At 59.2% G+C, this 21,522-nt stretch carries 26 protein-coding genes and 1 tRNA gene; 21 read left to right on the forward strand and 6 right to left on the reverse strand.

The features are described 5' to 3' along the window. Positions 1–100: 100 nt before the first annotated feature. Positions 101–253, reverse strand: coding sequence for a DUF3606 domain-containing protein (locus Q4S41_RS11940; protein WP_305031353.1), 153 nt, complete (start codon positions 251–253; stop codon positions 101–103). An 80-nt stretch (positions 254–333) separates the two neighbouring features. Here Q4S41_RS11940 and Q4S41_RS11945 point away from each other — a divergent pair, with 80 nt between their 5' ends. The 8 genes from Q4S41_RS11945 to Q4S41_RS11980 all read left to right on the forward strand — a co-directional run bounded on the left by Q4S41_RS11945 (position 334) and on the right by Q4S41_RS11980 (position 6,884). Then, complete coding sequence (locus Q4S41_RS11945; RefSeq protein ID WP_305031354.1) at positions 334–582, forward strand: hypothetical protein; 249 nt, start codon at positions 334–336, stop codon at positions 580–582. A gap of 39 nt (positions 583–621) precedes the next feature. Continuing rightward, positions 622–1,635 carry a SprB repeat-containing protein gene (locus tag Q4S41_RS11950; protein WP_305031355.1) on the forward strand — a complete coding sequence of 338 codons (1,014 nt, stop codon included), beginning with the start codon at positions 622–624 and terminating at the stop codon, positions 1,633–1,635. An 81-nt stretch (positions 1,636–1,716) separates the two neighbouring features. Continuing rightward, positions 1,717–2,313: a hypothetical protein gene (locus Q4S41_RS11955; RefSeq protein WP_305031356.1), complete on the forward strand. Its 597-nt coding sequence runs from the start codon at positions 1,717–1,719 to the stop codon at positions 2,311–2,313. Next, positions 2,310–2,783: a hypothetical protein gene (locus Q4S41_RS11960; protein ID WP_305031357.1), complete on the forward strand. Its 474-nt coding sequence runs from the start codon at positions 2,310–2,312 to the stop codon at positions 2,781–2,783. The genes Q4S41_RS11955 and Q4S41_RS11960 overlap by 4 nt, the downstream gene beginning before the upstream one ends. Positions 2,784–2,864: 81 nt before the next feature. Beyond that, positions 2,865–3,029, forward strand: a complete 165-nt coding sequence (locus tag Q4S41_RS11965) for a hypothetical protein (RefSeq protein WP_305031358.1) — start codon at positions 2,865–2,867, stop codon at positions 3,027–3,029. A gap of 45 nt (positions 3,030–3,074) precedes the next feature. Next, on the forward strand, positions 3,075–4,388 hold the full coding sequence (locus tag Q4S41_RS11970; RefSeq protein ID WP_305031359.1) for a hypothetical protein: 1,314 nt from the start codon (positions 3,075–3,077) through the stop codon (positions 4,386–4,388). A gap of 72 nt (positions 4,389–4,460) precedes the next feature. Next, positions 4,461–5,774, forward strand: a complete 1,314-nt coding sequence (locus Q4S41_RS11975) for a hypothetical protein (protein WP_305031360.1) — start codon at positions 4,461–4,463, stop codon at positions 5,772–5,774. A gap of 498 nt (positions 5,775–6,272) precedes the next feature. Continuing rightward, a complete protein-coding gene (locus tag Q4S41_RS11980; RefSeq protein WP_305031361.1) occupies positions 6,273–6,884 on the forward strand; it encodes a hypothetical protein in 612 nt (203 codons plus the stop codon). Between the two features lie 656 nt (positions 6,885–7,540). Here the strand turns inward: Q4S41_RS11980 and Q4S41_RS11985 are convergent. Continuing rightward, positions 7,541–8,047 (reverse strand): TlpA family protein disulfide reductase, encoded by a 507-nt coding sequence (locus Q4S41_RS11985; RefSeq protein WP_305031362.1) that lies wholly within the window; start codon positions 8,045–8,047, stop codon positions 7,541–7,543. A 143-nt stretch (positions 8,048–8,190) separates the two neighbouring features. Between Q4S41_RS11985 and Q4S41_RS11990 the strand changes: the two genes are divergently transcribed. Then, entirely contained in the window at positions 8,191–8,769 is a 579-nt protein-coding gene (locus Q4S41_RS11990) for a recombinase family protein (protein WP_305031363.1), read from the forward strand. A gap of 82 nt (positions 8,770–8,851) precedes the next feature. Here the strand turns inward: Q4S41_RS11990 and Q4S41_RS11995 are convergent. Then, positions 8,852–8,925, reverse strand: a tRNA-Asp gene (locus Q4S41_RS11995). A 301-nt stretch (positions 8,926–9,226) separates the two neighbouring features. Here Q4S41_RS11995 and Q4S41_RS12000 point away from each other — a divergent pair. The 5 genes from Q4S41_RS12000 to Q4S41_RS12020 all read left to right on the forward strand — a co-directional run bounded on the left by Q4S41_RS12000 (position 9,227) and on the right by Q4S41_RS12020 (position 13,040). Then, positions 9,227–10,174, forward strand: a complete 948-nt coding sequence (locus Q4S41_RS12000; protein ID WP_305031364.1) for an acetyl-CoA carboxylase carboxyltransferase subunit alpha — start codon at positions 9,227–9,229, stop codon at positions 10,172–10,174. A 94-nt stretch (positions 10,175–10,268) separates the two neighbouring features. After that, the gene (locus Q4S41_RS12005; protein ID WP_305031365.1) at positions 10,269–11,117 is read left to right on the forward strand and encodes an MBL fold metallo-hydrolase; all 849 of its coding nucleotides are present in this window, start codon (positions 10,269–10,271) and stop codon (positions 11,115–11,117) included. A 67-nt stretch (positions 11,118–11,184) separates the two neighbouring features. After that, complete coding sequence (locus tag Q4S41_RS12010; RefSeq protein WP_305031366.1) at positions 11,185–11,982, forward strand: patatin-like phospholipase family protein; 798 nt, start codon at positions 11,185–11,187, stop codon at positions 11,980–11,982. Between the two features lie 123 nt (positions 11,983–12,105). Beyond that, the gene (locus Q4S41_RS12015) at positions 12,106–12,678 is read left to right on the forward strand and encodes a 1-acyl-sn-glycerol-3-phosphate acyltransferase (protein WP_305031367.1); all 573 of its coding nucleotides are present in this window, start codon (positions 12,106–12,108) and stop codon (positions 12,676–12,678) included. A gap of 41 nt (positions 12,679–12,719) precedes the next feature. After that, a complete protein-coding gene (locus tag Q4S41_RS12020) occupies positions 12,720–13,040 on the forward strand; it encodes a hypothetical protein (protein ID WP_305031368.1) in 321 nt (106 codons plus the stop codon). On the opposite strand, the gene Q4S41_RS12025 is transcribed toward Q4S41_RS12020, so the two are convergent. Then, the gene (locus Q4S41_RS12025) at positions 13,037–13,699 is read right to left on the reverse strand and encodes a DUF4159 domain-containing protein (RefSeq protein ID WP_305031369.1); all 663 of its coding nucleotides are present in this window, start codon (positions 13,697–13,699) and stop codon (positions 13,037–13,039) included. The two genes, Q4S41_RS12020 and Q4S41_RS12025, sit on opposite strands and share 4 nt — an antisense overlap. Before the next feature lie 201 nt (positions 13,700–13,900). Between Q4S41_RS12025 and Q4S41_RS12030 the strand changes: the two genes are divergently transcribed. The 5 genes from Q4S41_RS12030 (at position 13,901) to Q4S41_RS12050 (ending at position 17,465) form a co-directional block, all read left to right on the forward strand. Then, positions 13,901–14,491 (forward strand): Crp/Fnr family transcriptional regulator, encoded by a 591-nt coding sequence (locus tag Q4S41_RS12030; protein WP_305031370.1) that lies wholly within the window; start codon positions 13,901–13,903, stop codon positions 14,489–14,491. Between the two features lie 74 nt (positions 14,492–14,565). Continuing rightward, positions 14,566–15,240, forward strand: a complete 675-nt coding sequence (locus Q4S41_RS12035) for a hypothetical protein (protein ID WP_305031371.1) — start codon at positions 14,566–14,568, stop codon at positions 15,238–15,240. Between the two features lie 69 nt (positions 15,241–15,309). Continuing rightward, entirely contained in the window at positions 15,310–15,750 is a 441-nt protein-coding gene (locus Q4S41_RS12040; RefSeq protein WP_305031372.1) for a hypothetical protein, read from the forward strand. A gap of 77 nt (positions 15,751–15,827) precedes the next feature. Next, positions 15,828–16,697 carry a cation diffusion facilitator family transporter gene (locus Q4S41_RS12045; protein ID WP_305031373.1) on the forward strand — a complete coding sequence of 290 codons (870 nt, stop codon included), beginning with the start codon at positions 15,828–15,830 and terminating at the stop codon, positions 16,695–16,697. Between the two features lie 48 nt (positions 16,698–16,745). Further along, complete coding sequence (locus Q4S41_RS12050) at positions 16,746–17,465, forward strand: hypothetical protein (protein ID WP_305031374.1); 720 nt, start codon at positions 16,746–16,748, stop codon at positions 17,463–17,465. Positions 17,466–17,492: 27 nt separating this feature from the next. Here the strand turns inward: Q4S41_RS12050 and Q4S41_RS12055 are convergent, their stop codons facing one another. Next, positions 17,493–18,197, reverse strand: a complete 705-nt coding sequence (locus tag Q4S41_RS12055) for a 16S rRNA (uracil(1498)-N(3))-methyltransferase (protein WP_305031375.1) — start codon at positions 18,195–18,197, stop codon at positions 17,493–17,495. A gap of 66 nt (positions 18,198–18,263) precedes the next feature. Between Q4S41_RS12055 and Q4S41_RS12060 the strand changes: the two genes are divergently transcribed. Then, complete coding sequence (locus tag Q4S41_RS12060; protein ID WP_305031376.1) at positions 18,264–18,617, forward strand: hypothetical protein; 354 nt, start codon at positions 18,264–18,266, stop codon at positions 18,615–18,617. Positions 18,618–18,688: 71 nt separating this feature from the next. Here the strand turns inward: Q4S41_RS12060 and pckA are convergent, their stop codons facing one another. After that, positions 18,689–20,314: a phosphoenolpyruvate carboxykinase (ATP) gene (pckA, locus tag Q4S41_RS12065; RefSeq protein WP_305031377.1), complete on the reverse strand. Its 1,626-nt coding sequence runs from the start codon at positions 20,312–20,314 to the stop codon at positions 18,689–18,691. A 231-nt stretch (positions 20,315–20,545) separates the two neighbouring features. Here pckA and Q4S41_RS12070 point away from each other — a divergent pair, with 231 nt between their 5' ends. Then, positions 20,546–21,442, forward strand: a complete 897-nt coding sequence (locus tag Q4S41_RS12070; RefSeq protein ID WP_305031378.1) for an AraC family transcriptional regulator — start codon at positions 20,546–20,548, stop codon at positions 21,440–21,442. The last annotated feature ends 80 nt before the right edge of the window (positions 21,443–21,522 follow it).

The raw sequence follows: 21,522 nt of genomic DNA on the forward strand, positions 1-21,522 counted from the left end.
CGCACCCTTGCACGTGGGCTTACTGGCAATCAACAAAAGCAGGTGGAAAGGGCGGGCAAGGTAACAGCATTTTGCCGTTGCGCAAGCATCTCTGGTTGCCTCAGCGGCTGAGGTAGGCGCGCACGTCGGCCGCGAGCGGGCCCACGGCTAGCATGGCGTTGCGCAGGTGGGTTTCGGTGCAGTTCAGGGCCTGACACCAGTAGTTCACCTCGATGGTGGACTGGAGGTTAATGAGGCCGGGGTCGGCGGCCACGTGGGCGTGCGCATGAACTTCACCTGGGCCGAGAGCGCCACCGTGGACCTGACCTACAACCCCGCTAAATTCTCTTCCTGATGGCCGGCGAACGGTTAGCGAATCAAACCATCTACGTCACCCAGGCCAACCTGAGCGACGGCTCGTGGGTGGACGTGTGGCTTGGCGGCCAGTACCGGCGCTTCACCGGCGCGCTGGGCTCGGGCTCGGCCGTGCCCCTGAACACGCCCCGCCGCTTTACCATCCTGACCACGGCCAATGCCAACGCGGCCGACCTGCAGCCCTTCACCGTGGCCTCGTTCGGGGCCGCCGTGCTGGCCGAGCTGTAGGCACTGGGCCTGGACTCGGCCTACACGCTGCGTAACGTGATGGGCTCCGGCCTGGCGTCCACCGTGGTGGCCGGCGTCAACATCGCCGCCACGGCCTACGACCCGGCCTTCGACTTTCAGTTGCCGGTGTGCTCGCCGGTGTATGTCAACGGCAGCACCGGCTTTAGCTGGCTCACCGCGCTCAGCAACACCATCCGCCCGGTGTTCGTGGCCGTGGCCGTGACCAACACCGGCGGCTTCGGCACGCGCACCGGCGCCATCGCGCTGGTGGCCAGCAACGGCACGGTGGGCACCTACACCTACTTGTGGGCTGACGCCGGCGCCCCGCTCACGGCCGGCCGCACGGGCCTGGCCGCCGGCACCTACTCCTGCACCGTGACCGACGCCAGCGGCGCGAGCACGGTGGCCGTGGCCGTGGTGGCCTCCGACGCCCGCCTCGACGTGCTCGTGGCCCTGACCGACAACAACGTCACGCTCACGCCCAGCGGGGGCGTGGGGCCCTACACGTATTTATGGAACGACGGCCCGACCACCGGCACGCGCGGGGCCCTGGGCGTGGGCACCTACACCTGCATTGTCACCGACAGCCGCGGCACCACGCGCGAGGTTACGGTCACCATCGACCCCTACCGCTTTTACTGGAGTAAAAAGCCGGTCACGCTCTCGCTCGACGCCGGCCCGGCCTACCGCCTGGACCCCACCATCAAGCCCAACCTGAGCTTCGTGTGCGAGGTGTGGGTGGAGGAAGTGTATCGGAGCGGCACTTTCGTGCAGGTGGGCCCCACCCAGGAGCAGCCGGCCGACCGCAGTGGCCGCACCGTTTTCGACGCCCAAGAGCTGCTCGACGCCTACCTCACCGACCACCTGCCCGACCTGAACCAGGCCGTGCCCAGCCGGGCCGACTGCCTATTCCGGCGGTTTTACTTCCGCTACGCCGAGAAGTTCGGCACGCCGGCCGTGGCCGCCCCGCTCAGCAACCAGGCCCAGCACTACGTCGTGTTTGGCGGGCTGGACTTCTACGAAGCGACCGCCGGCACCTGGTTCAGTTCCTAACAGGCCGGGGCCAAGCCGTTTCTCACCTAGGAACCCGATTTCAAGGCCGTGCGGGCCGACCAGCCGGAGTACTTGTACTTCATGCCCGACTCGTTTGCCCTGGCCAGCTTCCAGCTGCAGGTGCGCGTGCACTACGCCGACGGCACCAGCGGGCAGCTGCTGGCCGCGACGGTGAACAACGTGTATCGCTTCGAGGTGTACTGCCTGCCGGCGGGCTTCACCCAGCTGGGCCTGAGCAACCTGCTCAACCCGGTGGCCAGCTGGGAGGTGTGGGTGTGCAACGCCGCCGGCGTGGCCCAGACCGAGCGGCGCACCTACGTGCTGGCCACCGACTACGTGGCCCGGCCGCGGTATCTTCTCTCCGAGGGCAATAGTTACCGGCTGCTCAGCCCGGGCACCGTTGATTACAACGGAGCCAGTGTAGGCGATTATTCCCTGCAGTGGGCCGGGCCGCAGGGCCTGTACCAGCAGTGGCATAAGCCCTGGCTCGACTTCCGGGCCCGGGCCGTGCCGGCCGAGTACGAGGTACCCTTCCGCATCGCCGACCTGCTCACCCTCGACCCGGCCGGCCAGGAGCTGGTTGATTTTCACCTGCAGCTCTGGCAGAAGGTGAGCCTGAAGGTGAGCGTCGGCTCGCGTCTGCGCACAGCCACCTTTTCCTACCAGGAACTGCTATGAGCCAGGAAGTCGAATTTGCCAGCCAGGCCTTTCCCGCTAACCAGCGCCAACTGGCGCTCGACTGGCTGAAGTTCACCGTCGAGAAGTGGGGCCAGAACCTGACCAAGCAGAAGATTGGCAGCAGCCAGGAACTGCGCCGCAGCCTGCGGGGCTGGCTGGCCGAGCAGGCCGGCGGCGACATGATGCGCCTGCGCCTGGCCTACGCGGTGCAGGGCGTGTTTGTCGAGCTGGGCGTGGGCCGGGGCATGGGCGCCGGCGTGCGCAAGGAAACGGCCGAGTTCCGGCGCCTGCGCAACGAATCGGGCAAGCTGCACCGCCACGTGCGCAAGCAGAAGAAGTGGCGCACCAAGCAGCTGGCCCGCGAACAGCACCGGCTGGGCGAGCTAATGAGTGAGCTGACGGGCCGCACCCTGGTGGCCGCCATTGCCTCCAATACGCAGGTGGTGACCGAGGTACAGATTAACTTATAAGGTAACCTGCTTGGTGTCCTTTTTTCGGTATGGTAGTCCCCGGAGCTTTGGAGGGGATTAACGTGAAGGAGAACCGTAGGGATGGCACAGCCAAAAGAAGAAAGAGTCGTTGAGATTATCGTCAACGGCCAAAAAGCCAATGCCTCCGTGAAGGAGATGGACGCGGCCGCGGCCGTGTTGTGGAACCAGCTGCGCAGGCTCTCGGCCGACGACCCCGGCCGGGCCAAGCTCGTGGCCGACTACTAGGCCCTGAAGGGCAAAATTGCTGAAGTCAAAGCGGAGGTGACCGGCGTGAGCCAGTCGGCCGGCGTGATGAAGCAGGCCTTCGCCAATGCCTTCGCCCTATTCACCGGCGGGGGCATTATTGGCGTGGTGCAGCAGGTGTGGGGCTTCCTGAAGGATTCCAAAGAGGATGCCCTGGCCAGCGCCAAAAGTGCCGCTGACCTGACGGCGACCCTGCAAAGCACCGGCCACGCGGCCGGGCTGACGGCCGACGAGATTCAGCGCATTGGGCAGGAGCGGGCCAAGGTGACGCTCTTCGACGACGACGAAACCAACCGGGCCAGTGCCATGCTGCTCACGTTCACGAACATCAAAAAAGGGGGGTTCGAAGACGCGATTCCCGCCATTCAGGACCTAGCCACCAAGATGGGCGGCGATGGCCCGGCCGACATGAAGGGCGCCACCGTGCAGCTGGGCAAGTCTCTGAACGACCCGGTGAAGGGCATCACGGCCCTCACGCGGGTGGGCGTCACCTTCACCGACCAGCAAAAGGAGCAGATTGCGGCCATGGTCAAAGCCGGCAACACGGCCGGCGCTCAGAAGCTGATTCTGGCCGAGATGAACAAGGAGTTCGGGGGCTCGGCCGAGGCGGCGCGCAAAGCCGCCGGCGGCATGGCCACGCTCTCGATGCGCTGGGGCGAGATGAAGGAAACCGTGGGCGACTTCGTGAGCGAGGGCCTGAGCAAGCTCAGCCAATGGCTCGGCCGCGTGCTCGATAACGCGGAGCCCATCGTCGACATTTTCGTTGAGCTGGGCGGCGAGGTGGTCAACCTCTGGCACGACGTGAGCGACCTGGTCGACGGGCTGGGCCTGTTCGAGGAGAAGGGCGACTCGGCCGTGTCGGTGGCCAATTTCCTGAAGGGGGCCATCACGCTGCTGGTGGCGCCGCTGCGCGTGTGCGCGGCCGTCATGCACGGCATCATCGACGGCTTCATTACCTGGTACAACAAGTCGGAAATGCTGCGCGGCGTACTCGGCGGCCTCGGGGCGATGATTGTGAGCGTGTTCACCACCGTCAAGGACTACGCGCTGAAGATTCTGGGCGGGGTGGGCGATATCCTGATTGGCATTTTCACCCTCGACAAAAACAAGATTGCCGCCGGCTTCAAGTCCTCGCTGGCCGGCACGGCCGACCTGGCGCTGGAGAGTGGGCAGAAGGCCGCCAAAGCCTTCATGGATAGCTACGAGGCCAATAAAAACAACCACATCACCCGCTCGGTGCGGGTGGAAACGACCGAGTCGACAGCGGGCGCTGGCGGCGTGCCCACCGGTGGGGGCGAGGAGCCCGCCGGCGAGTCGGAAAAAGCCAATGCAGCCCGCTAGGCGGCCGAGCGCAAGGCCCAGGCCCTGCGCGACAAAGCTGCCAAGGCCCGCATCGATGCGCTGAAAGAACTGGTGAAACAGGCGGAGGCACTGGAGGATGCCCACATCCTGACCATTGCCGACCAGCGGGAGCGCGAAATAGCCCGCATCAACCTCGATGCCCAACGCAAGGCCGCCCTGGTCGTCGGCACGGAGCAGGAGATGACAGACCAGCGCGTGGCCATCAACGAGGAGCGGGAGCGCAAGCTGCAGGAATTATCGGCCAAGTACCAGGACGCCGCCGATAAGCAAAAAAAGGAAGATTTCGAGCGGCAGATTGCCGACGAAGATGCCGCGGAGCAGGAGCGGGAAGCCAAGTTTCTTGAAAACTTCGAAAAGGGACTGGAAACCCAAAAGCAGTACGACCAATACATTTACGACGCTAAGCACGCTTCCCTGCAGGCCAAGTTGGCGCTGGAGGAAGCCTATGCCGGCAAAACCAGCAAACTCTACCTGGCCACCAATAAGGAGCTGCTGGCGCTGGAGAAGGACCACAACAAGCAGGTCATTGCCGATACCGACAAGCGGGAAAAAGCCAAGCGCGAAACGCAACTGCTCAGCGTGAAAACCGCTGGCGACGTGCTGCAGACGACCATCGACATTCTGTTTCAGGGCGAAGCGGCCCGGAAGAAGCACCATAACCTCTATACCGCCCTGTCCGGGGCTAAAATCATTATGGACGGCGTGCAGGAAGTGGCCTCCATCTGGCGCTACTCGGCCGAGAACCCGCTCAACGGCGTGACCGGCGGCGTGGCCTGCGCCGTCATCGGCGGCGTGCAGACGGCCTTGGCCGTGGCCCGCACGGTGTACGGCCTCACGCGCCTGCAGGAGTTCAGCTTCGCCAAGGGCGGGCGCACCGGCAGCGGCATGATGATGGGCAGCGGCGAGGCCCAGGGCGGGGGCATGGCCGTTTCGCCCATGGGCACGCTGATGGAAATGTCGGGCATAGCCATCGGCTCCAACGGCAAGCTGATGGACAACTCGGGCTTCGCCGTGGCCGGCCTCGTGCACGAGGACGAGTACGTGGTGCCGAAGTGGATGCGCCAAGACCCGCAGGTGGCGGCCGTCGAGCAGTGGCTCGAAGCCAAGCGCTTGCGCGGCTACGCCGAGGGCACCGGCACCGGCGGGGCGACGCTGCCGGCGGCAGCGGCCGCGCCGCAGTCGGACGGCGAGTTGCTCTACGCGGCGGTGCTGCAGTTGCTCGACCAGTCGAAGCAGCAGACCGCCCAACTGGCCGACGTGAAAAGCTGGCAGGCCCGGCTGGCGGTGTACCTCGACTTGGCCGCGCCGGAGGCGGGTCAGTCCGAGCGCAAGCAGGTCCAGCTGGAGAACGGCATCCGGAAGTAAAACGGGTGTTCAAATTACTCCCTGAAAAAAGGCTCCGAAAATCTGCGTTTTCGGAGCCTTTTGGTAGGTGTCGGAAAGCGTTCAAAAAAGAAATCTAAGCTGAACAGGTACATTTTGTTGAAAATTTATTAAATTGAGTATAGAATTATTACACACGTGGTCCAACGCCCCCGCCTGGCTTCTCCCCTTGACGAAAGTCGGTATGAAACGCTGAATAGTGCATTAACCCAATTAGGGTGCACATTACGCCACTGAGTATAAAGCTATGGTTGGATTGCCGCCACTTATGGTGTCATGCAATAGCGGCAATCGGAATATTGGCTGCAAGTGCAGAGAATCACTCAAGCATTTAGAAAAATTGTTTGAATTTCTATAAATAGAATTAACATGACTATGCTTCAGATATGTTTTAATGCGATTTTACTAGAATATAATCCTCTAACAAGTAATCTTGCTAGGAGTTTATTCTCATTGGCCGCATTTTACTTCTTATATTATGTGATTATTCCTTTTGTTATCTCAATAATAAATGAAATTAAAGCACGACCATACAGAGAAATTGTCAATAAAAATCGACATGAACAAGATGAAAGAGACCAAAAATATAAACAAGCTTTGCAAGCAAATGTTGCTCCTGTGCTCTATTTGCGTCCATTTGCCATAGACGGAGCAAAAGTGATAACACATGAGAAACGCTTAAATATGCTTGAAACTTCGGTGAAAGGCACAACATTTGGCAAAAATTTGGAGCCAATAAAAACATCATCCATTGAATTTAATTTTGAACAGTCTCTTTGCGAAATGGCAGAAGTAATAGGCCCTTTTGTAGCAATTGGCAAGCCCACTTGGGAAGACTTGAATTTTGGTGCCTATCGTCTCTATTGCACTAATGAAGTATGGCAGAAAACAGCCTTTGAATTGATGCAAAGTGCTGCAATGATTTTGGTAAGAGTAAAGGGGGAATTATCGAATGGCTTTAATTGGGAGCTTACTCGTATTAGTGAGCTTTTTTTGTATAAAACAGTTTTCATATTTGAGGTATCGACGCAGTGTGAATGTGACAGCATTCGAAGTGTTTTTAAAGCATTGGAATTAAATTTTGAAATCTAGTTACGTGAACGAGTTTTTGTATCATTCTTTAAAAGTAGAATTGCTCAATACAGCAAAACTTTAGATTCAAATTATGTCTTTTTCCAAAGTAAGAAGAGGGTAAATAAAGGGAAAAGGTAGATTCTTTCAATTATGAATAACGCTAGCAGCCAACATTGGTATTACTGCAAGTGGGGCTTGAAGTTAAAAATTAGGCTGTTAACATTAATATGCTTTGGCTCGGGCTGGTAATTATATATTTGATTTTTTGCTGTTAATACTCGATTTCCTAAATTTTTCTAATACCCAAGTAAAAGGTTGTAAACAGGCTGCTGCATCACTGGCGGAGTTTAAGAAACTCGTCTACGAATCAACGTTTACGAAACGCACGTAGGCGATGAACTTCGTGAATTTCCAGCCCTCCAAAATACGGTCGTATTCTGGAGGGTTTTGCCAAGTGCCCAAACGGCCCGGAAACGCAGGTTTTCCGGGCCGTTTTTTGACACCGTTTTTTGGAGGGCTCGGAGTTCACGAAACTCATCGCCTACGTGCGTTTCGTAAACGTTGATTCGTAGACGAGTTTCTTAAACTCTGCCAGTGATGCAGCAGCCTTTGGGTCACCTTATGCTAGGGTGTTGGAAGAGTTTAGGAAATCGAGCGTTCTATTTGCTCGCGTTTTATTTTAAATTCGGTGCTGTCTTCTCCTCTAGTGCCTGCTCGATGGCCCGGATTATGGTCCGTCCCGCAGAAGGCCGTGGCGCGGCGCGTTGCAGCAGCTCGCCATTGCGGCCAATTAAGAAATAAGTAGGATACCCTTGCGCCCGATAGGCCCGAAAGGCCCGCCCCTCGGGGTCGAGCAAGTGCACGGTGTTGGGACCGTCCAGCTTGTGCGACACGATGCTGGCGCGCCACGTCTCCACCACTGCATCGGTGGAAATGTAGAGAAATACCACGTCTTTGCCCTTAAAGCGTTGATTTAAGCGCTGCGCAGCCGGCGCCTGAGCTAAGCAGGGGCCGCACCCGCTAAACCAAAAATCCAGGTACACGACTTTGCCCCGAAAGTCCTGTAAAGCCACGGCCTTGCCCGCTACGTCCTGGAGCCGGAAAGCTGGTGCCTGCTCTCGTGGTGGAGTCGCAAACTGACCCCAGTACAAGCAGAAGGATATAAGCAGGTGGAGGAACATAGCAGAGGAGTATGAGGGAGCGGAAGGTAATTGAATAAATGTCCGTGTAAAGGATTTGACATGGCTACTTATTGTGGTAACCCTTCCAAAGTTCAGGAAAACGGTGATATAAAGCTACTAGGCATTAGTTGGTAATTTCGACCATGCGAGTAGCTATCTATGCTCGGGTTTCGACCCGCGATAAAGGCCAGGACCCGGAGAACCAACTGCACCAACTGCGGGCGTTTGCCGAGCAGCATGGTACTATCTATAAGGTGTTCACCGAGGAGGTGTCGGGCGGCAAGTCTGACCGCAGTCAATTTAAACAGCTGCTACTCGAAACTTACCAGAAGAAATTCGACCTGGTCGTGTTCTGGCGCCTGGACCGCTTCAGCCGCGAAGGCGCCCTGCCCACGCTCAAGTACCTGAAGGAGCTGCGCGACCACGGGGTCAACTATAAATCCTTTACTGAGCCCTACCTCGACAGCCTCGGCCCGTTCGGCGACGTGATTGTCTCGATGCTGGCCACCATCGCGGCCCAGGACCTGATTAAGATTTCGGAAAACACCAAGGCGGCGCTGGCCAAGAAGAAGGCCGCCGGCGCCAAACTTGGTGCACCAACAAAAGCGGCAGCGGTGGTAGCGCAGGCACGGGCCCTGAAAGGGGAGGGGAAGTCCAACGGCTACATCGCCCGGACCCTGGCCATATCCCCCAGCACGGTGGCCAAATACGTCTCAAATTAGGGTCACTCTACCACAGAAAATGCCGCAGTAAAATAAAAAAGGCCATTTCCGAGGAGGAAATGGCCTTTTTAGCAAACGGTAGCGGTCTGGACGGGACTCGAACCCGCGACCTCCGCCGTGACAGGGCGGCATTCTAACCAACTGAACTACCAAACCGTTTGCCTTGGTGGAGAAGCCGTGTGCTTTTCCGTTTTGGTGATACAAAGGTAGGGTAGGAAAACCGCGCCCTGCAAACCTGGGGCCAATATTTCTTGAAAAAAACTGTCCTCCTTAAGCTTGAGGGTTGTTTCTCAGGAACATTAATTTTTGCGCCGTGCCGCAACGACGGATGTTTTACCTTTGTCAACCGCCGTGCAAACGGTATTTGGGGGCAGTGGCAATGGGCGCAAATCCCGTTTAGACCACTTTCGTCCGCTATTTTCGCCTTCCCACTCATTTGCCAAGCCCTCGACGCTCCATGCTTCTCGACTTTGAACAACCCATTGCTGCCCTCGAAGGCAAGCTTCTTGAAATGCAGAAACTCGCTGCCGACAGCGACGTGGAAGTAGGTGCCGCCGTAGCGGCACTGGAAAAACGCATCAAGGACCTTAAAAAGGAAACCTACGCCAACCTTACCCGCTGGCAGCGCGTGCAACTCTCGCGCCACCCCGACCGGCCTTATACCTTAGACTACATTGAGGGCATGGCCGACAAGTTTGTGGAACTGCACGGCGACCGCACCGTGGGCGACGACAAGGCGATGGTGGGCGGTTTCGGCGAGATTGGGGGCCAAACGGTCATGTTTATCGGCCAGCAAAAGGGCCACAACACCAAGCAGCGCCAGTACCGCAACTTTGGCATGCCCAACCCCGAGGGCTACCGCAAGGCCCTGCGCCTGATGAAGCTGGCCGAGAAATTCAATGTGCCCGTGGTGACGCTGATTGATACGCCCGGCGCGTTTCCGGGCCTGGAGGCCGAGGAGCGGGGGCAGGGCGAGGCCATCGCCCGCAACCTGAAAGAGATGTTTATGCTGAAAGTGCCGGTGGTGTGCGTCATCATCGGCGAGGGCGCGAGCGGTGGGGCGTTAGGCATTGCCATCGGCGACCGGGTATTGATGCTGGAAAACACTTGGTATTCAGTGATTTCGCCGGAGTCTTGCAGCAGCATCCTGTGGCGTTCCTGGGACTACAAAGAGCAGGCGGCTGAGGCGTTGAAGCTCACGGCCATTGATATGAAAAACGCGGGCCTTGTGGACGGCATCGTGAAAGAGCCGCTGGGCGGCGCCCATACGGCGCCCGAGGCGATGATTGAAACCCTGAAATCGACGCTGCTCAAGACGCTGAAGGAGCTGGCCGCCATTCCGGCCGAAGACCGGATTTCGCAGCGCATTGACAAGTTCTCGGCAATGGGCGTGGTGGTGGAGTAAAACTCAGTGAACAGTTGTCAGTGAGCAATGAACAGTGTTGTTCAGTAGACTCCTGACAACTGTTCATTGCTCACTGACAGCTGCTTACTGATAAATGACCATTCATCCCCTCGATACCGGCTTATTTAAGCTCGACGGCGGCGCCATGTTTGGCGTGGTGCCCAAAAGCATGTGGCAAAAGCTCAACCCGGCCGATGCCAACAACATGTGTACCTGGGCCATGCGCTGCCTGCTGGTGGAAGACGGCGGCCGGCTGCTGCTCATCGACAACGGCATTGGCGAGAAGCAGGACGAGAAATTCCGGGGCCATTTTTACCTGCACGGCGACGACACGCTGGAGAAATCGTTGCGCAAGCTGGGCTTCACCAGTGCCGACATCACCGATGTTTTTCTGACGCACCTCCACTTCGACCACTGCGGGGGCTCGGTGCAGCGCCGGCCCGATGGCGTGCTGCAACTGGCCTTTCCCAACGCAACGTATTGGAGCAATGAAGCGCATTGGGACTGGGCCGTGGCGCCCAACCCGCGCGAAAAGGCCAGCTTTCTGAAGGAGAATATCCTGCCCATTCAGGAAAGCGGGCATTTGAAATTCATCGACCTGCACGGGGGCGTGCCCGATGCGCTGCCGCAGCTGCGCGAAATCATCATGGCCGACGGGCACACCGAGAAGATGATGGTGCCGCTGCTGGAATACAAAGGCCGTACGCTGGCTTTCATGGCCGATTTGCTGCCCAGCGCCGCCCACATTCCGCTGCCGTATGTGATGAGCTACGACATGCGCCCGCTCGTGACCATGACCGAGAAGGAAGCCGTGCTGCGGCGCGCCGCCGATGAAAATTGGGTGCTGCTGCTCGAGCACGACCCCCTCAACGAAGCCTGCACCGTGCAGCACACCGACAAGGGCGTGCGCCTGGCCGAAACGCTGCGATTGGCGGATTTGTGATTTGGTGGAACGGTGGTTTGGCGGCGAATCCCGTATATGGCCAGGAAACACCTTTGCCTGAATATCGATGCAGCCAGCTTTCCACCCTCCCAATCCATCAATCCACCAACTGGGCCTGGCTTTATCGGGAGGAGGGGCGCGGGGCATTGCGCATCTGGGCGTACTGGCGGCGCTGGAGGAGCTGCGACTGCCGGTGGCGCGGCTGGCGGGCGTGAGTTCGGGGGCCATTGCCTGCGTGTTTTACGCGGCCGGGTTTCCGCCGCGTGAGATACTGCGGCTGTTGCAGGAAACCAATGTGGTGCGGCTGACGCGGCCGGCCTTCAGCCGGCACGGCCTGCTGCACCTCGACGCCGTGGCGCAGCTGCTGGCCCGGCACCTGGGCAGCACCGTTAGTTTTGAGGATTTACGACTGCCCGTCACGCTGGTGGCGACGGATTTGATGGCCGGCGAATCGGTGTATTTCAGCTCGGGGCCGCTGCTGGCGCCGCTGCTGGCATCGTCGGCGGTGCCGATTGTGTACCGGCCGGTGGAATACCAGGGGCGGCAGCTGGTGGACGGCGGCCTGCTCAATAACCTACCCGTGGAGCCGCTGCTGGGCCACGATGGGCTGCGCGTGGTGGGCGTCAACTGCAACCCCATCAACCCCGAAGCGCGCATTCCCAACTTCCGGCGGCTCATCGAGCGCACGTTGCACCTGGCCATCAACGCCAACACCACCAGCCGCAAAGCCCAGTGCGACCTGCTGCTAGAGCCACCCGACCTACGCCATTACCGCCCCCTGAGCTACAAGAGCGGTGCGGAACTGTTCGAAATCGGCTACCGCTACACGCTGGCGCAGTCCGATGCCATCCAGGCACTGCTGTAGCGGCCGGGAGGCCACGCATGGCGCCGCATTGTGCCGAGCGGCCCATCTTTGCAATTGAAATGCCGCCAGCCGCGGCCGAATTTATTTCTCCGCGCGACGGCGCCTTATTTCCAGTTTTCCTGCATGACTCCCCGCGAAAAATCCCCCTTCTGGCACGCCATGGCCACGCTCGTTTTCAAAGTAGCGGGCTGGCATCTGGGCGAGATACACAATCCCGAAATCAAGAAGAGCATGATGATTGCGGCGCCGCACACCAGCAACTGGGACATCATCATTGCCCGGGCCGCGTTCTACCTGATGGGCGTGCCCGTGCGCTTCACCGTGAAGAAGGAGTGGACCGAAAACTTCGCGCTGGGCTGGCTGGTGAAGGCCATCGGTGGCCTAGCCGTGGACCGCAGCCGCAACAATAGCCTCGTGGATGGCATGGTGAAGCTATTTAACGAGCACGACGAGCTGGTCATCCTCATCACCCCGGAAGGTACCCGCGCCTACCAGCCCCGCTGGCGCAAAGGCTACTATTTCGCCGCCCTAGGTGCGCAGGTGCCCATTCGCCTCGGCTACCTCGACTACGCCAAGAAGGAAGCCGGCATCGGCGAAGCCGTATGGCCCACCGGCAATTACGAAGCCGATGAAGCTAAAATCAAGGCCTTTTACCGCACCATCACCGGCCGCTTCCCCGAGAAAGGCGTGCGCTAAAGGCGCGCCACAAACTACATTCGGCGCTGTATCTTAATGGAATGGGAAAGCTGGAAACGCTGCTATTGATTTTGCTGGGGCTGGGCACCCTAGTCTTCGGACTGCTGAAAAAGGCCCAGGCTACCACGGCGCGCGAACGCCTAGAACGGCCCCCGCGGCCGGCCAGCGACGGAGCAGTGCTCTCCGACGATGATTTTTATAAAAAGGTGCTGCTGATGCAGGCCCAAAACGCGGCTTCGCCCGATGAGCCGCACGCGACCGTGGTGCCCGAAGTGCCCCGGCCGAACTGGTGGCGCACGTTTCTGGGCGGGTCGTTTCTGCGCAAGCCGCACCGGCCGGTAAGCCCGAAAGCCCGCGCTTAGTCCTGGGTGAGGGCGTAGGCCACGAGGTTGGCGCCCATGCGCAGGGCAGCTTCGTGTACGGCGGGAGAGTCTTCGGGGTAAGTGCCGACGTCTTCCCAGCCGTTGCCAAGGTCGCACTCGTAGGTGTAGAAGCATACCAGGCGGCCTTTGTACACCAGCCCGAAGCCCTGGGGGCGCTTGCCGTCGTGCTCGTGCACTTTGGGCAAGCCTTTGGGAAACTGATACTTCTGGTGGTAGATGGGGTGTGAGAAGGGCAGCTCCACGAATTCCAGCTCGGGAAATACCTTCTTCATCTCGGGCCGGATGAATTTATCGAGGCCGTAGTTGTCGTCGATGTGCAGGAAGCCGCCCCCGGTGAGGTAGCGGCGCAAGTTCCGGGCCTCGGCGGCGGTGAAGCTCACGTTGCCGTGCCCGGTCATGTGCACGAAGGGGTAGGTGAGGAGTTCGGGGGCGTCGAGCTCGGCGGTGGCTTCTTCGGGCGCGATGTTGGTTTTCAGCGTCTGGTTGCAGAAGCTGATGAGGTTGGGCAGCGAGGTTTTGTTGGCGTACCAGTCGCCGCCACCGCCGTAGTGCAGCTTGGCTACCTTGAAACTGTAGGTGGGGCCGGCGGCCGTGAGCGAGAACAGGAGGGCAGCGGAGAGCAGCAGGTTTTTGAGCATAAGCAGCGGTGGCCGAACGCATCGCCTCGGCCCGTGCTGTAAAGTAAGGGCCGCGCGGGAAAGTTCAGGGAACTGGCCGCGCCGGAACCTGAGAAACCGCAGCGGCAGTGTGACAGCGCCCGCCCGCAACGGGTGCGGCCCGGGGCAGTATTTTTAGCATCTCGCTATTTTTAGCATCTCGCTGCCCCTAATTGCCGTTCGATGTCGTCCGAAAAACTAACCCAATTCCTGCAAAGCCGTGGCATCATCGGGGCGGCGCAGGCGGCCGAAATCGCCGGTCAATTCAGTTCCAAATCCCTGGCCCGGCACGATTTCCTGCTCCGCGAAGGCCGGGTGAGCGACGAGTATTTTTTCCTCGACCACGGCCTGCTGCGCGCCTACGCCTGCAACCCCGACGGCCACGACGTCACCACGGCGTTTTATTCGAGCGGGCAGGTGGTGTTCGAAGTCTCGTCCTTTTTCACCCGCGTGCCTTCGCAGGAAAACATCCAGGCCCTGACCGATTGCACCGGCTGGTTTATCACGTTCGAGCAGCTCAACGCCCTGTTTCATGCGCGCCCGGAATTCCGGGAATTTGGCCGCTCGGTGCTGGTGCAGGGCTTTGCCACGCTCAAAAGCCGGATGCTGGCCATGATTACCACCTCGGCCACCGAACGCTACGAGCAGCTACTAAAAACCACGCCCGAAGTGCTGCTGCATGCCCCGTTGAAACACGTCGCCTCCTACCTGGGCGTCACGGACACCTCGCTGAGCCGGATTCGGGCCGGGGCAAAAACAGTGGCCCCCGACTGATTTCCTGCCATTTGGCAAGTAGCCACCGCAGCCGCGCCGGTTCCTTTGCAGGGTCATCATTCAACCCCTGCTTTATGGAAACTGTCCCTGCCTCCCTTGGTTTTGCTTTTGGCCTCATTGTGCTCATTGCCATTGCGTTGTTCTGGCGCGCGGCCCACTATTCGCGGCTCACGCTGGGCCTGCTGTTGGGCTGGGTGGCGCTGCAGAGTATGGTGGCGTTGCGCGGATTTTACACCGTTACCAACACCGTGCCGCCCCATGCGCTGGCGATGGTAGGGCCCCCGGTGCTGCTGATTGGGCTGCTTTTCGCCACCGCGCGCGGCCGGCGCTACCTCGACGGCCTCAACCTGCAAACGCTGACCCTCCTGCACGTCGTTCGGATTCCGGTAGAGCTGGTGCTGTTCGGGCTTTTTGTGCACCAAGCCGTGCCAGAATTAATGACCTTCGAAGGCCGAAACTTTGACATTTTATCTGGTCTGAGTGTGCCGGTGGTTTATTATCTGGTGTTTAAGAAGCAGGTACCGGGCCGGCCGTGGCTGTTGGCCTGGAATTTTATTTGCCTGGGGCTGCTGCTCAACATCGTGGCAAACGCCCTGCTTTCGGTGCCCGGGCCCTTTCAGCGCTTTTCTTTCGAGCAGCCTAACGTAGCTATTCTGCATTTCCCGTTCAGCCTGCTGCCGGCGGTGGTGGTGCCGCTGGTGCTGCTGGCGCACCTGGCAGCCATCCGGCAGCTCCTGCGTCGGGGCTGAGCATCGGGGCAACATTTGAGGAGCTTATTTAGTAAGCCAAGCTCCTCATCTGCTTTGAAAACCTCCACCATGAAAACCCTCTTCTGCCTGTTGGCGGCGGCGCTGCTGGCCAGCCCCGCTGCCCTTGCACAGTCCAAAGTAGCTACCTACGCTTTTGGTAAGCCCGGTACTGATGCCTATGAGAAGCTCAGTTTTTGGGTGAAAGAGGGCAAACGGGCCGAGATTTACTACGCCCACGGCAAAGGCCCCACCGAAACCAAAGGCACCTACCTGCCGCGGGTGGGCAGCGCCAACGGCGCGAGCTTTGCGGTGAGAATTTCGCCCAATCGCAGCTTCACCATCACCCCGGCCGGCTCCCGCCTGAAAGTGAGCGACTCGGCTGACGGCACCCCCAAAACCTTTGCCTGGGAATACGAAGGACCGGTGAATGGCGTGGGTACCTTCTGCCGCGAATGCGCCGAGGACCCCGCAGAAGCCATGAAACTGGTGCGGGCTTATTACTTGAAATAAGGCGCAATGCTGAAGTTGGGATATTGTAGCGCGACCTGCAAAGCTTGCGCTACGTTGTGCTTGCTTTCTTAATACTTATGACCAACGAAGAAACGGCCATCAAGGCCACTTATTTCAGTATTATTGGCAATACGGCCCTGGCCTTGCTCAAAGGCGTGGCCGGCTATTTTGGCAACTCCTACGCCCTGGTGGCCGACGCCATCGAGTCGACGGCCGACATCTTTTCGTCGTTTCTGGTGCTGCTGGGCATCAAGTACGCCAACCGGCCGGCCGACGAAAACCACCCCTACGGCCACGGCCGCATCGAGCCGCTGGTGACCTTTCTGGTGGTGGGCTTTCTGATAACATCGGCCACCATCATCGGCTACGAAAGCATTCAGAACATCGGCACGCCCCACGCCCTGCCCAAAGCCTGGACGCTGCTGGTGCTGGGCGGCATCATCGTCTGGAAAGAGCTGTCGTTTCGCACCGTGATGAAGCGGGCCGAGGAAACCAACAGTTCTTCGCTCAAAGCCGATGCCTGGCACCACCGTAGCGACGCCATTACGTCGGTGGCGGCTTTTGTGGGCATTTCCTTTGCCCTGCTGATGGGCAAGGGCTACGAAGCGGCCGACGACTGGGCCGCACTGTTTGCCGCCGGCCTCATTTTTTACAACAGCTACCACATTTTCCGGCCCGCCCTCGGCGAAATCCTCGACGAGCATGTGCACGACGACCTCGTGGCCGACATCCGCCGGGTGGCCGTGACGGTGTCGGGCGTGCTGGGTACCGAAAAATGTTTCGTGCGCAAAGCCGGCATGCAATACCACGTCGACCTGCACGCCACGGTGAGCGGCGACATCAGTGTGCGCGAGGGCCATGAAATTGCGCACCGGCTGCAGGATACGCTGCGGGAGGGACTGCCGCAACTCGGCAACGTGCTGATTCATATCGAACCGCAGGAGTAGGGCACAGGCGCGACTTTATATTTGGCTTGGTCCTGCCAATTCTCCAGCATGAGCTCCCGGCTGCAAAAACTGATTGCCCACTACGAGGCCGAAGAAGCTTTGCTGCTTGCCGAGCGCGCCGAACGGTTGGAGGAGTGGGACTACGGCATGGCCCACCGATTCACCAAGGCGTTGGCCGAGGTGTACGAGCAGCTGCATATCCTGAATAACCTGGCCGACCCGTTACACGACGAGAAGCAGCGCGCCGCGGATATGCTCAAGCGGCTGGAAAACAGGTCCGTCGAGGAGGCTGAATACCTGCAGCAATACCGCCAGAAGCAGCTGGTCGAAGCCCGGGCGCGGCTGGCCGCCCTGCAAGCGCAGGCCCGGCCCAATTCGGCAGGCGCGAAGTCTAACCACATTGAAGAGACGCTCACGATGTTGCTGCACGGGCAGATTGCGGGTTTCTCGCTGGTGATTAACCCGCAGCAGCGCCTGGCCTGCAACCTGCGGCTGGTGCGACGGACGCTGCTGATTACGGTGCCGGAAATTCGCCGTCACCGGGCCGAATACCGAATCCAGAAAAAGCAGCTCCGTTTCCTACAAAGCTTGGGCTTCCGCCTCTACGACCAGCGCGACAAGCTGCTGCTATACACTTCGTTTGCCGTGCCGGAAGACATAGTTAAAGTCAAAACCCTACTGGCCCGCCTGGTGCTGGATGGGTTTTACTATCAGGAGATGGTCGAGCATTCCTATATTAGCTATTGGGAAACGGGCCATGGCCTCTGACAACCAGCAGAGTACGTTTCAACCGAATTACCCGCGCGCCAGCTGCGCGGTGAATACCACCGCCAGCGCCGCCGTCTCGGTGCGCAGCCGCGACGCGCCCAGCGTCACGGGCCGAATGCCTTTGGCCAACGCCAGCGCAATTTCCTGCGGTGTAAAGTCGCCCTCCGGCCCGATGAGCACGCAGCAGCCCGGCCCCGCGCCGGCCACCTGCGCCATCGCCATCCGCTCGCCTTCCTCCAGGTGAGCGATGAAAGTGGTTTCGGGCGCCACGCCGGCCACAAAAGCACCGAAATCCTGCAACTCGTCCAGCTGCGGCAGCCACGCCTGGCCGCTCTGCTTCAGCGCGCTAATGGCAATTTTTTCCAGCCGCTCCAGCTTCAGCTCGCGGCGCTCGGAGCGGGCGCAGCGCAGGAAGCTGATGCGCTCGACGCCCACTTCCACGGCTTTCTCCACGAACCACTCCATGCGGTCAAGGTTTTTGGTAGGCGCCACAGCCACATGAGTGAAGTAGGGGCGGGGCGACACGGTTTCGTGGTGGATGATGCGCAACTGGCAACGCTTGGGGTTGGCCTCGGCAATTGCAGCGGTGTAGAGGCCGCCGCGCCCATCTATCAACGCCACCGCATCGCCGGCTACGAGGCGCAGAACACGCACGGCGTGTTTGCTTTCCTCTTCGGAAAGCTGGTAGACGGTTTGGGTAGGCGTGAGGTCGGGCGCGAAGCAGGTGAGCATGGGCGCGAAGTTCGGGTACAGTCGATTACTTTGTCTACATCATTTATCTCGCCTCAGCTTATCCAAATGAACTACCGCGAACAATACGCTAAACGCGAAGCCATCTATATGTATGCGCGTGGTCAACATAAAGAAGAGGTTATTGCGATGCTGAAGCGGGAAGGTGCTGGCGAATCGGCAGCAGAATTTGCCGATGCCTATTTAGAAGATTTTACATTCATCAAGCAGCACCAAAGTAAGAAAACCCAGAAGTCAGCGAGTATCTACCGAACAGTTGGTATCGTTTTTCTGGCCGGTACCCTAGCTTACGGATTACTCACTTATTGGGCACTCGGAAATGGAAGCTATGTAGTATTTACTGGCTTAGCTATTGTAGGCATTTTTCTGCTTATCAAAGGGTTAGCGGGCCAGCGTAGTTAAATGTCAAATCACGCAAAAGCCCCGTCGGCTGCAACCGACGGGGCTTTTTGGTGAGTGAACTGCTGTGAAACTTACGCTTCAACCGCCACGCGGGGCGCGCCGGCCAGGATTTCCTCGTTGGCAAACTCGGCGTACTTCTTAAAGTTTTCGACAAACTTCTCGGCCAGGTCCGAGGCGGTTTTGTCGTAGGCTTCCTTGTCTGCCCAGGTGTTGCGCGGGTCCAGGATTTCGGCGGGCACGCCGGGCACGGCGCCGGGCACTTCCATGCCGAAAATGGGGTGTTTGCGGTATTTCACGTCGTCGAGCTTGCCTTCGAGCGCGGCTGTAATCATGGCGCGGGTGTAGGGCAGCTTCATGCGGTGGCCGGTGCCGTAGCTGCCGCCCGTCCAGCCGGTGTTGATGAGCCACACGTTGATGTCGGGGTTCTCGTCCATTTTCTGGCCCAGCATCTCGGCGTATTTAGTGGGGTGCAGCGGCAGGAATACCGCACCGAAGCAGGCCGAGAAGGTCGTCTGCGGCTCGGTCACGCCCATTTCGGTGCCGGCCACCTTGGCCGTATAGCCCGACATAAACAGGTACATGGCGTGCGACTTGTCAAGCTTACTGATGGGCGGAATCACCCCAAAGGCATCGGCCGTGAGGAAGAAAATATTCTTCGGCGCATCGGCCACGCCGGGCTCAATGGCGTTCGGGATGAAGTTGATGGGGTAGGCGGTGCGGGTGTTTTCCGTCACCGACTTATTGGCGTAATCCACCGTGTGGGTACCCGGAATAAAGCGCGTATTTTCCACAATCGAGCCGAAACGGATGGCGTCGTAAATCTCGGGCTCCTTCTCCTTGCTCAGGTCGATGACCTTGGCGTAGCAGCCGCCCTCGAAGTTGAAGATGCCGGCGTCGGGCGTCCAGCCGTGCTCGTCGTCGCCGATGAGGCCGCGGTTGGGGTCGGCCGAAAGCGTCGTTTTGCCGGTGCCCGACAGGCCAAAGAAGATGGCCGTGTCGCCCTCCTTGCCCACGTTGGCCGAGCAGTGCATGCTCAGCGTGTTGTGCTCGTGGGGCAGCAGGTAGTTCAGCACACCGAAGATGCCTTTCTTCATCTCGCCGGCGTAGCCCGTGCCGCCAATCAGAATCATCTTCTTGGTGAAGTTGATGATGGCGAAGTTGGGCTGACGGGTGCCGTCCACGGCCGGGTCGGCCTCGAAGCCGGGGGCGCAGATGATGCTGAAGTCGGGCGTCCAGCTGGTGTCGGCGCCTTCTTCGGGGCGCAGGAACATGTTGTAGCAGAACAGGTTGTGCCAGGCTTGCTCGTTCACCACGCGCAGCTTGAGCTGGTAGTCGGGGTTGGCCCCGGCGTAGGCTTCGCGCACGTACAACTCCTTATCGGCCAGGTAGGCCACCATTTTCTGGTGCAGCTGGTCGAATTTCTCGGGCGCGAAGGGGATGTTGATGTCGCCCCACCACACGCTGTTTTCGGTGTTGGCGTCCTTCACCACAAACCGGTCTTTAGGCGAGCGGCCAGTGAATTTGCCGGTATCGGCCATCAGCGCGCCGGTATCGGTGAGGTGGCCTTCGCCGTTGCGTAAAGCGTGCTCCACGAGCGCGGCAGGCGTTAAATTGAGGTGAACGGTAGCCGTTTCGTTGAAGCCCAGGGGCTGCAAACGATTGTGGAGGCTGGCGGCAAACTGGGAGTCTTGTTGCATGGCCCTGAAAGTGTTGGGTGGGAATTCTCGTGACTTCTGCCACAAAGGTAGAAACGCTGCAAACGTTACCAGTGAAACAATTTGTTTTTTTAGCAGGACAAATCAAACCAGGCATGGTTGATTTGTGCCTGCTGTGTGGAATATACGGCTTAATAAGCAAAACAGGTGGGAGGAATACAACGTCTGACTATCTTTAGGTTTGGTTTGTCCCGGTCTTTCGCCCTTTTGTCCATGCGCACCGATATTGCCCGCTACAACGGAATCTACGGCGACAGCCGGGCCCAGATTTCGCACGATTATCTGCAAAGCCAGCTCATCGTGCCCCGCCAGCGCCTCACCGACTGGGGCCTCAAGCCGCACCTGCACGAAAACCTGTTCCAGCTGTTTTTCCTCGAAAGCGGCCGCGCGGCCTTCGAGGCCGCCGAGCTGGTGGAACTGCGCACGCCCTGCCTGGTCATCATTCCGGCCAATACGGTGCACGGCTTTACCTTCAGCCCGCAGGTGAAGGGGCGCACCCTCACGCTTTCCGAGGCGCTGCTCGACACCATTCTGCAGGCCACGCCCGGCGTGCTGGTGGAACTGAACACGGTACACATTCTCTCTGATTTCAACGCCGAGGTCAGTTTCGCCGATTTGTTGGAGCTGGAACAGCGCTTGCACGAAGAGATTTATTCGGAGCTGCCCGGCAAGCAGCTGGCCATCAACGGTTATTTCAAGCTGCTGTTTGTGAAAATTTTCCGGCTGCTGCACCACAATCGCCGCAAAGAAGACAGCCCCAACCGCGCACTGCACTACTTCCGCGAATTCCAGAAAGCCATTGAAAAAACGGCGCCCTTCGAGAAGAAGATTTCTGATTTTGCCCAGGAACTCAAGATTACGCCAGTGCACCTCAACCGCATCTGCCAGGCCGTGAAGGGCAAAACGGCTCAGCAGATTGTTCAGGCCCACACCATTCGCAAGGCCCACAACTACCTTTTATATACTTCTCTTTCGGTGGCCGAAATCGCCTACGAGCTGCAGTTTGTGGACCCGGGCTATTTCACGCGGTTTTTCCGGAAGCAAACCGGGCTGGCGCCGGCCGCCTACCGGGCCAAGGCCTACCGGAGCGATACCGCGGGGAAGGTGTAGCGCGGACTTTTAGTCCGCGACCCACACTGCGTTCCTTGCTTATCGGTGCGGGCCGCGGACTAAAAGTCCGCGCTACGTGC

It is taken from the genome of Hymenobacter convexus (genome assembly GCF_030580955.1).
Taxonomy (GTDB): domain Bacteria; phylum Bacteroidota; class Bacteroidia; order Cytophagales; family Hymenobacteraceae; genus Hymenobacter.

What these genes read in the sequence shown, in the direction of transcription:
- Q4S41_RS11945 (WP_305031354.1), top strand. Translation starts at nt 334, where the DNA reads ATGGCCGGCGAACGGTTAGCGAATCAAACCATCTACGTCACCCAGGCC.
- Q4S41_RS11950 (WP_305031355.1), top strand. Translation starts at nt 622, where the DNA reads ATGGGCTCCGGCCTGGCGTCCACCGTGGTGGCCGGCGTCAACATCGCC.
- Q4S41_RS11955 (WP_305031356.1), top strand. Translation starts at nt 1,717, where the DNA reads ATGCCCGACTCGTTTGCCCTGGCCAGCTTCCAGCTGCAGGTGCGCGTG.
- Q4S41_RS11960 (WP_305031357.1), top strand. Translation starts at nt 2,310, where the DNA reads ATGAGCCAGGAAGTCGAATTTGCCAGCCAGGCCTTTCCCGCTAACCAG.
- Q4S41_RS11965 (WP_305031358.1), top strand. Translation starts at nt 2,865, where the DNA reads ATGGCACAGCCAAAAGAAGAAAGAGTCGTTGAGATTATCGTCAACGGC.
- Q4S41_RS11985 (WP_305031362.1), bottom strand. Translation starts at nt 8,047, where the DNA reads ATGTTCCTCCACCTGCTTATATCCTTCTGCTTGTACTGGGGTCAGTTT.
- Q4S41_RS11990 (WP_305031363.1), top strand. Translation starts at nt 8,191, where the DNA reads ATGCGAGTAGCTATCTATGCTCGGGTTTCGACCCGCGATAAAGGCCAG.
- Q4S41_RS12000 (WP_305031364.1), top strand. Translation starts at nt 9,227, where the DNA reads ATGCTTCTCGACTTTGAACAACCCATTGCTGCCCTCGAAGGCAAGCTT.
- Q4S41_RS12005 (WP_305031365.1), top strand. Translation starts at nt 10,269, where the DNA reads ATGACCATTCATCCCCTCGATACCGGCTTATTTAAGCTCGACGGCGGC.
- Q4S41_RS12010 (WP_305031366.1), top strand. Translation starts at nt 11,185, where the DNA reads ATGCAGCCAGCTTTCCACCCTCCCAATCCATCAATCCACCAACTGGGC.
- Q4S41_RS12015 (WP_305031367.1), top strand. Translation starts at nt 12,106, where the DNA reads ATGACTCCCCGCGAAAAATCCCCCTTCTGGCACGCCATGGCCACGCTC.
- Q4S41_RS12020 (WP_305031368.1), top strand. Translation starts at nt 12,720, where the DNA reads ATGGGAAAGCTGGAAACGCTGCTATTGATTTTGCTGGGGCTGGGCACC.
- Q4S41_RS12025 (WP_305031369.1), bottom strand. Translation starts at nt 13,699, where the DNA reads ATGCTCAAAAACCTGCTGCTCTCCGCTGCCCTCCTGTTCTCGCTCACG.
- Q4S41_RS12030 (WP_305031370.1), top strand. Translation starts at nt 13,901, where the DNA reads ATGTCGTCCGAAAAACTAACCCAATTCCTGCAAAGCCGTGGCATCATC.
- Q4S41_RS12035 (WP_305031371.1), top strand. Translation starts at nt 14,566, where the DNA reads ATGGAAACTGTCCCTGCCTCCCTTGGTTTTGCTTTTGGCCTCATTGTG.
- Q4S41_RS12040 (WP_305031372.1), top strand. Translation starts at nt 15,310, where the DNA reads ATGAAAACCCTCTTCTGCCTGTTGGCGGCGGCGCTGCTGGCCAGCCCC.
- Q4S41_RS12045 (WP_305031373.1), top strand. Translation starts at nt 15,828, where the DNA reads ATGACCAACGAAGAAACGGCCATCAAGGCCACTTATTTCAGTATTATT.
- Q4S41_RS12050 (WP_305031374.1), top strand. Translation starts at nt 16,746, where the DNA reads ATGAGCTCCCGGCTGCAAAAACTGATTGCCCACTACGAGGCCGAAGAA.
- Q4S41_RS12055 (WP_305031375.1), bottom strand. Translation starts at nt 18,197, where the DNA reads ATGCTCACCTGCTTCGCGCCCGACCTCACGCCTACCCAAACCGTCTAC.
- Q4S41_RS12060 (WP_305031376.1), top strand. Translation starts at nt 18,264, where the DNA reads ATGAACTACCGCGAACAATACGCTAAACGCGAAGCCATCTATATGTAT.
- pckA (WP_305031377.1), bottom strand. Translation starts at nt 20,314, where the DNA reads ATGCAACAAGACTCCCAGTTTGCCGCCAGCCTCCACAATCGTTTGCAG.
- Q4S41_RS12070 (WP_305031378.1), top strand. Translation starts at nt 20,546, where the DNA reads ATGCGCACCGATATTGCCCGCTACAACGGAATCTACGGCGACAGCCGG.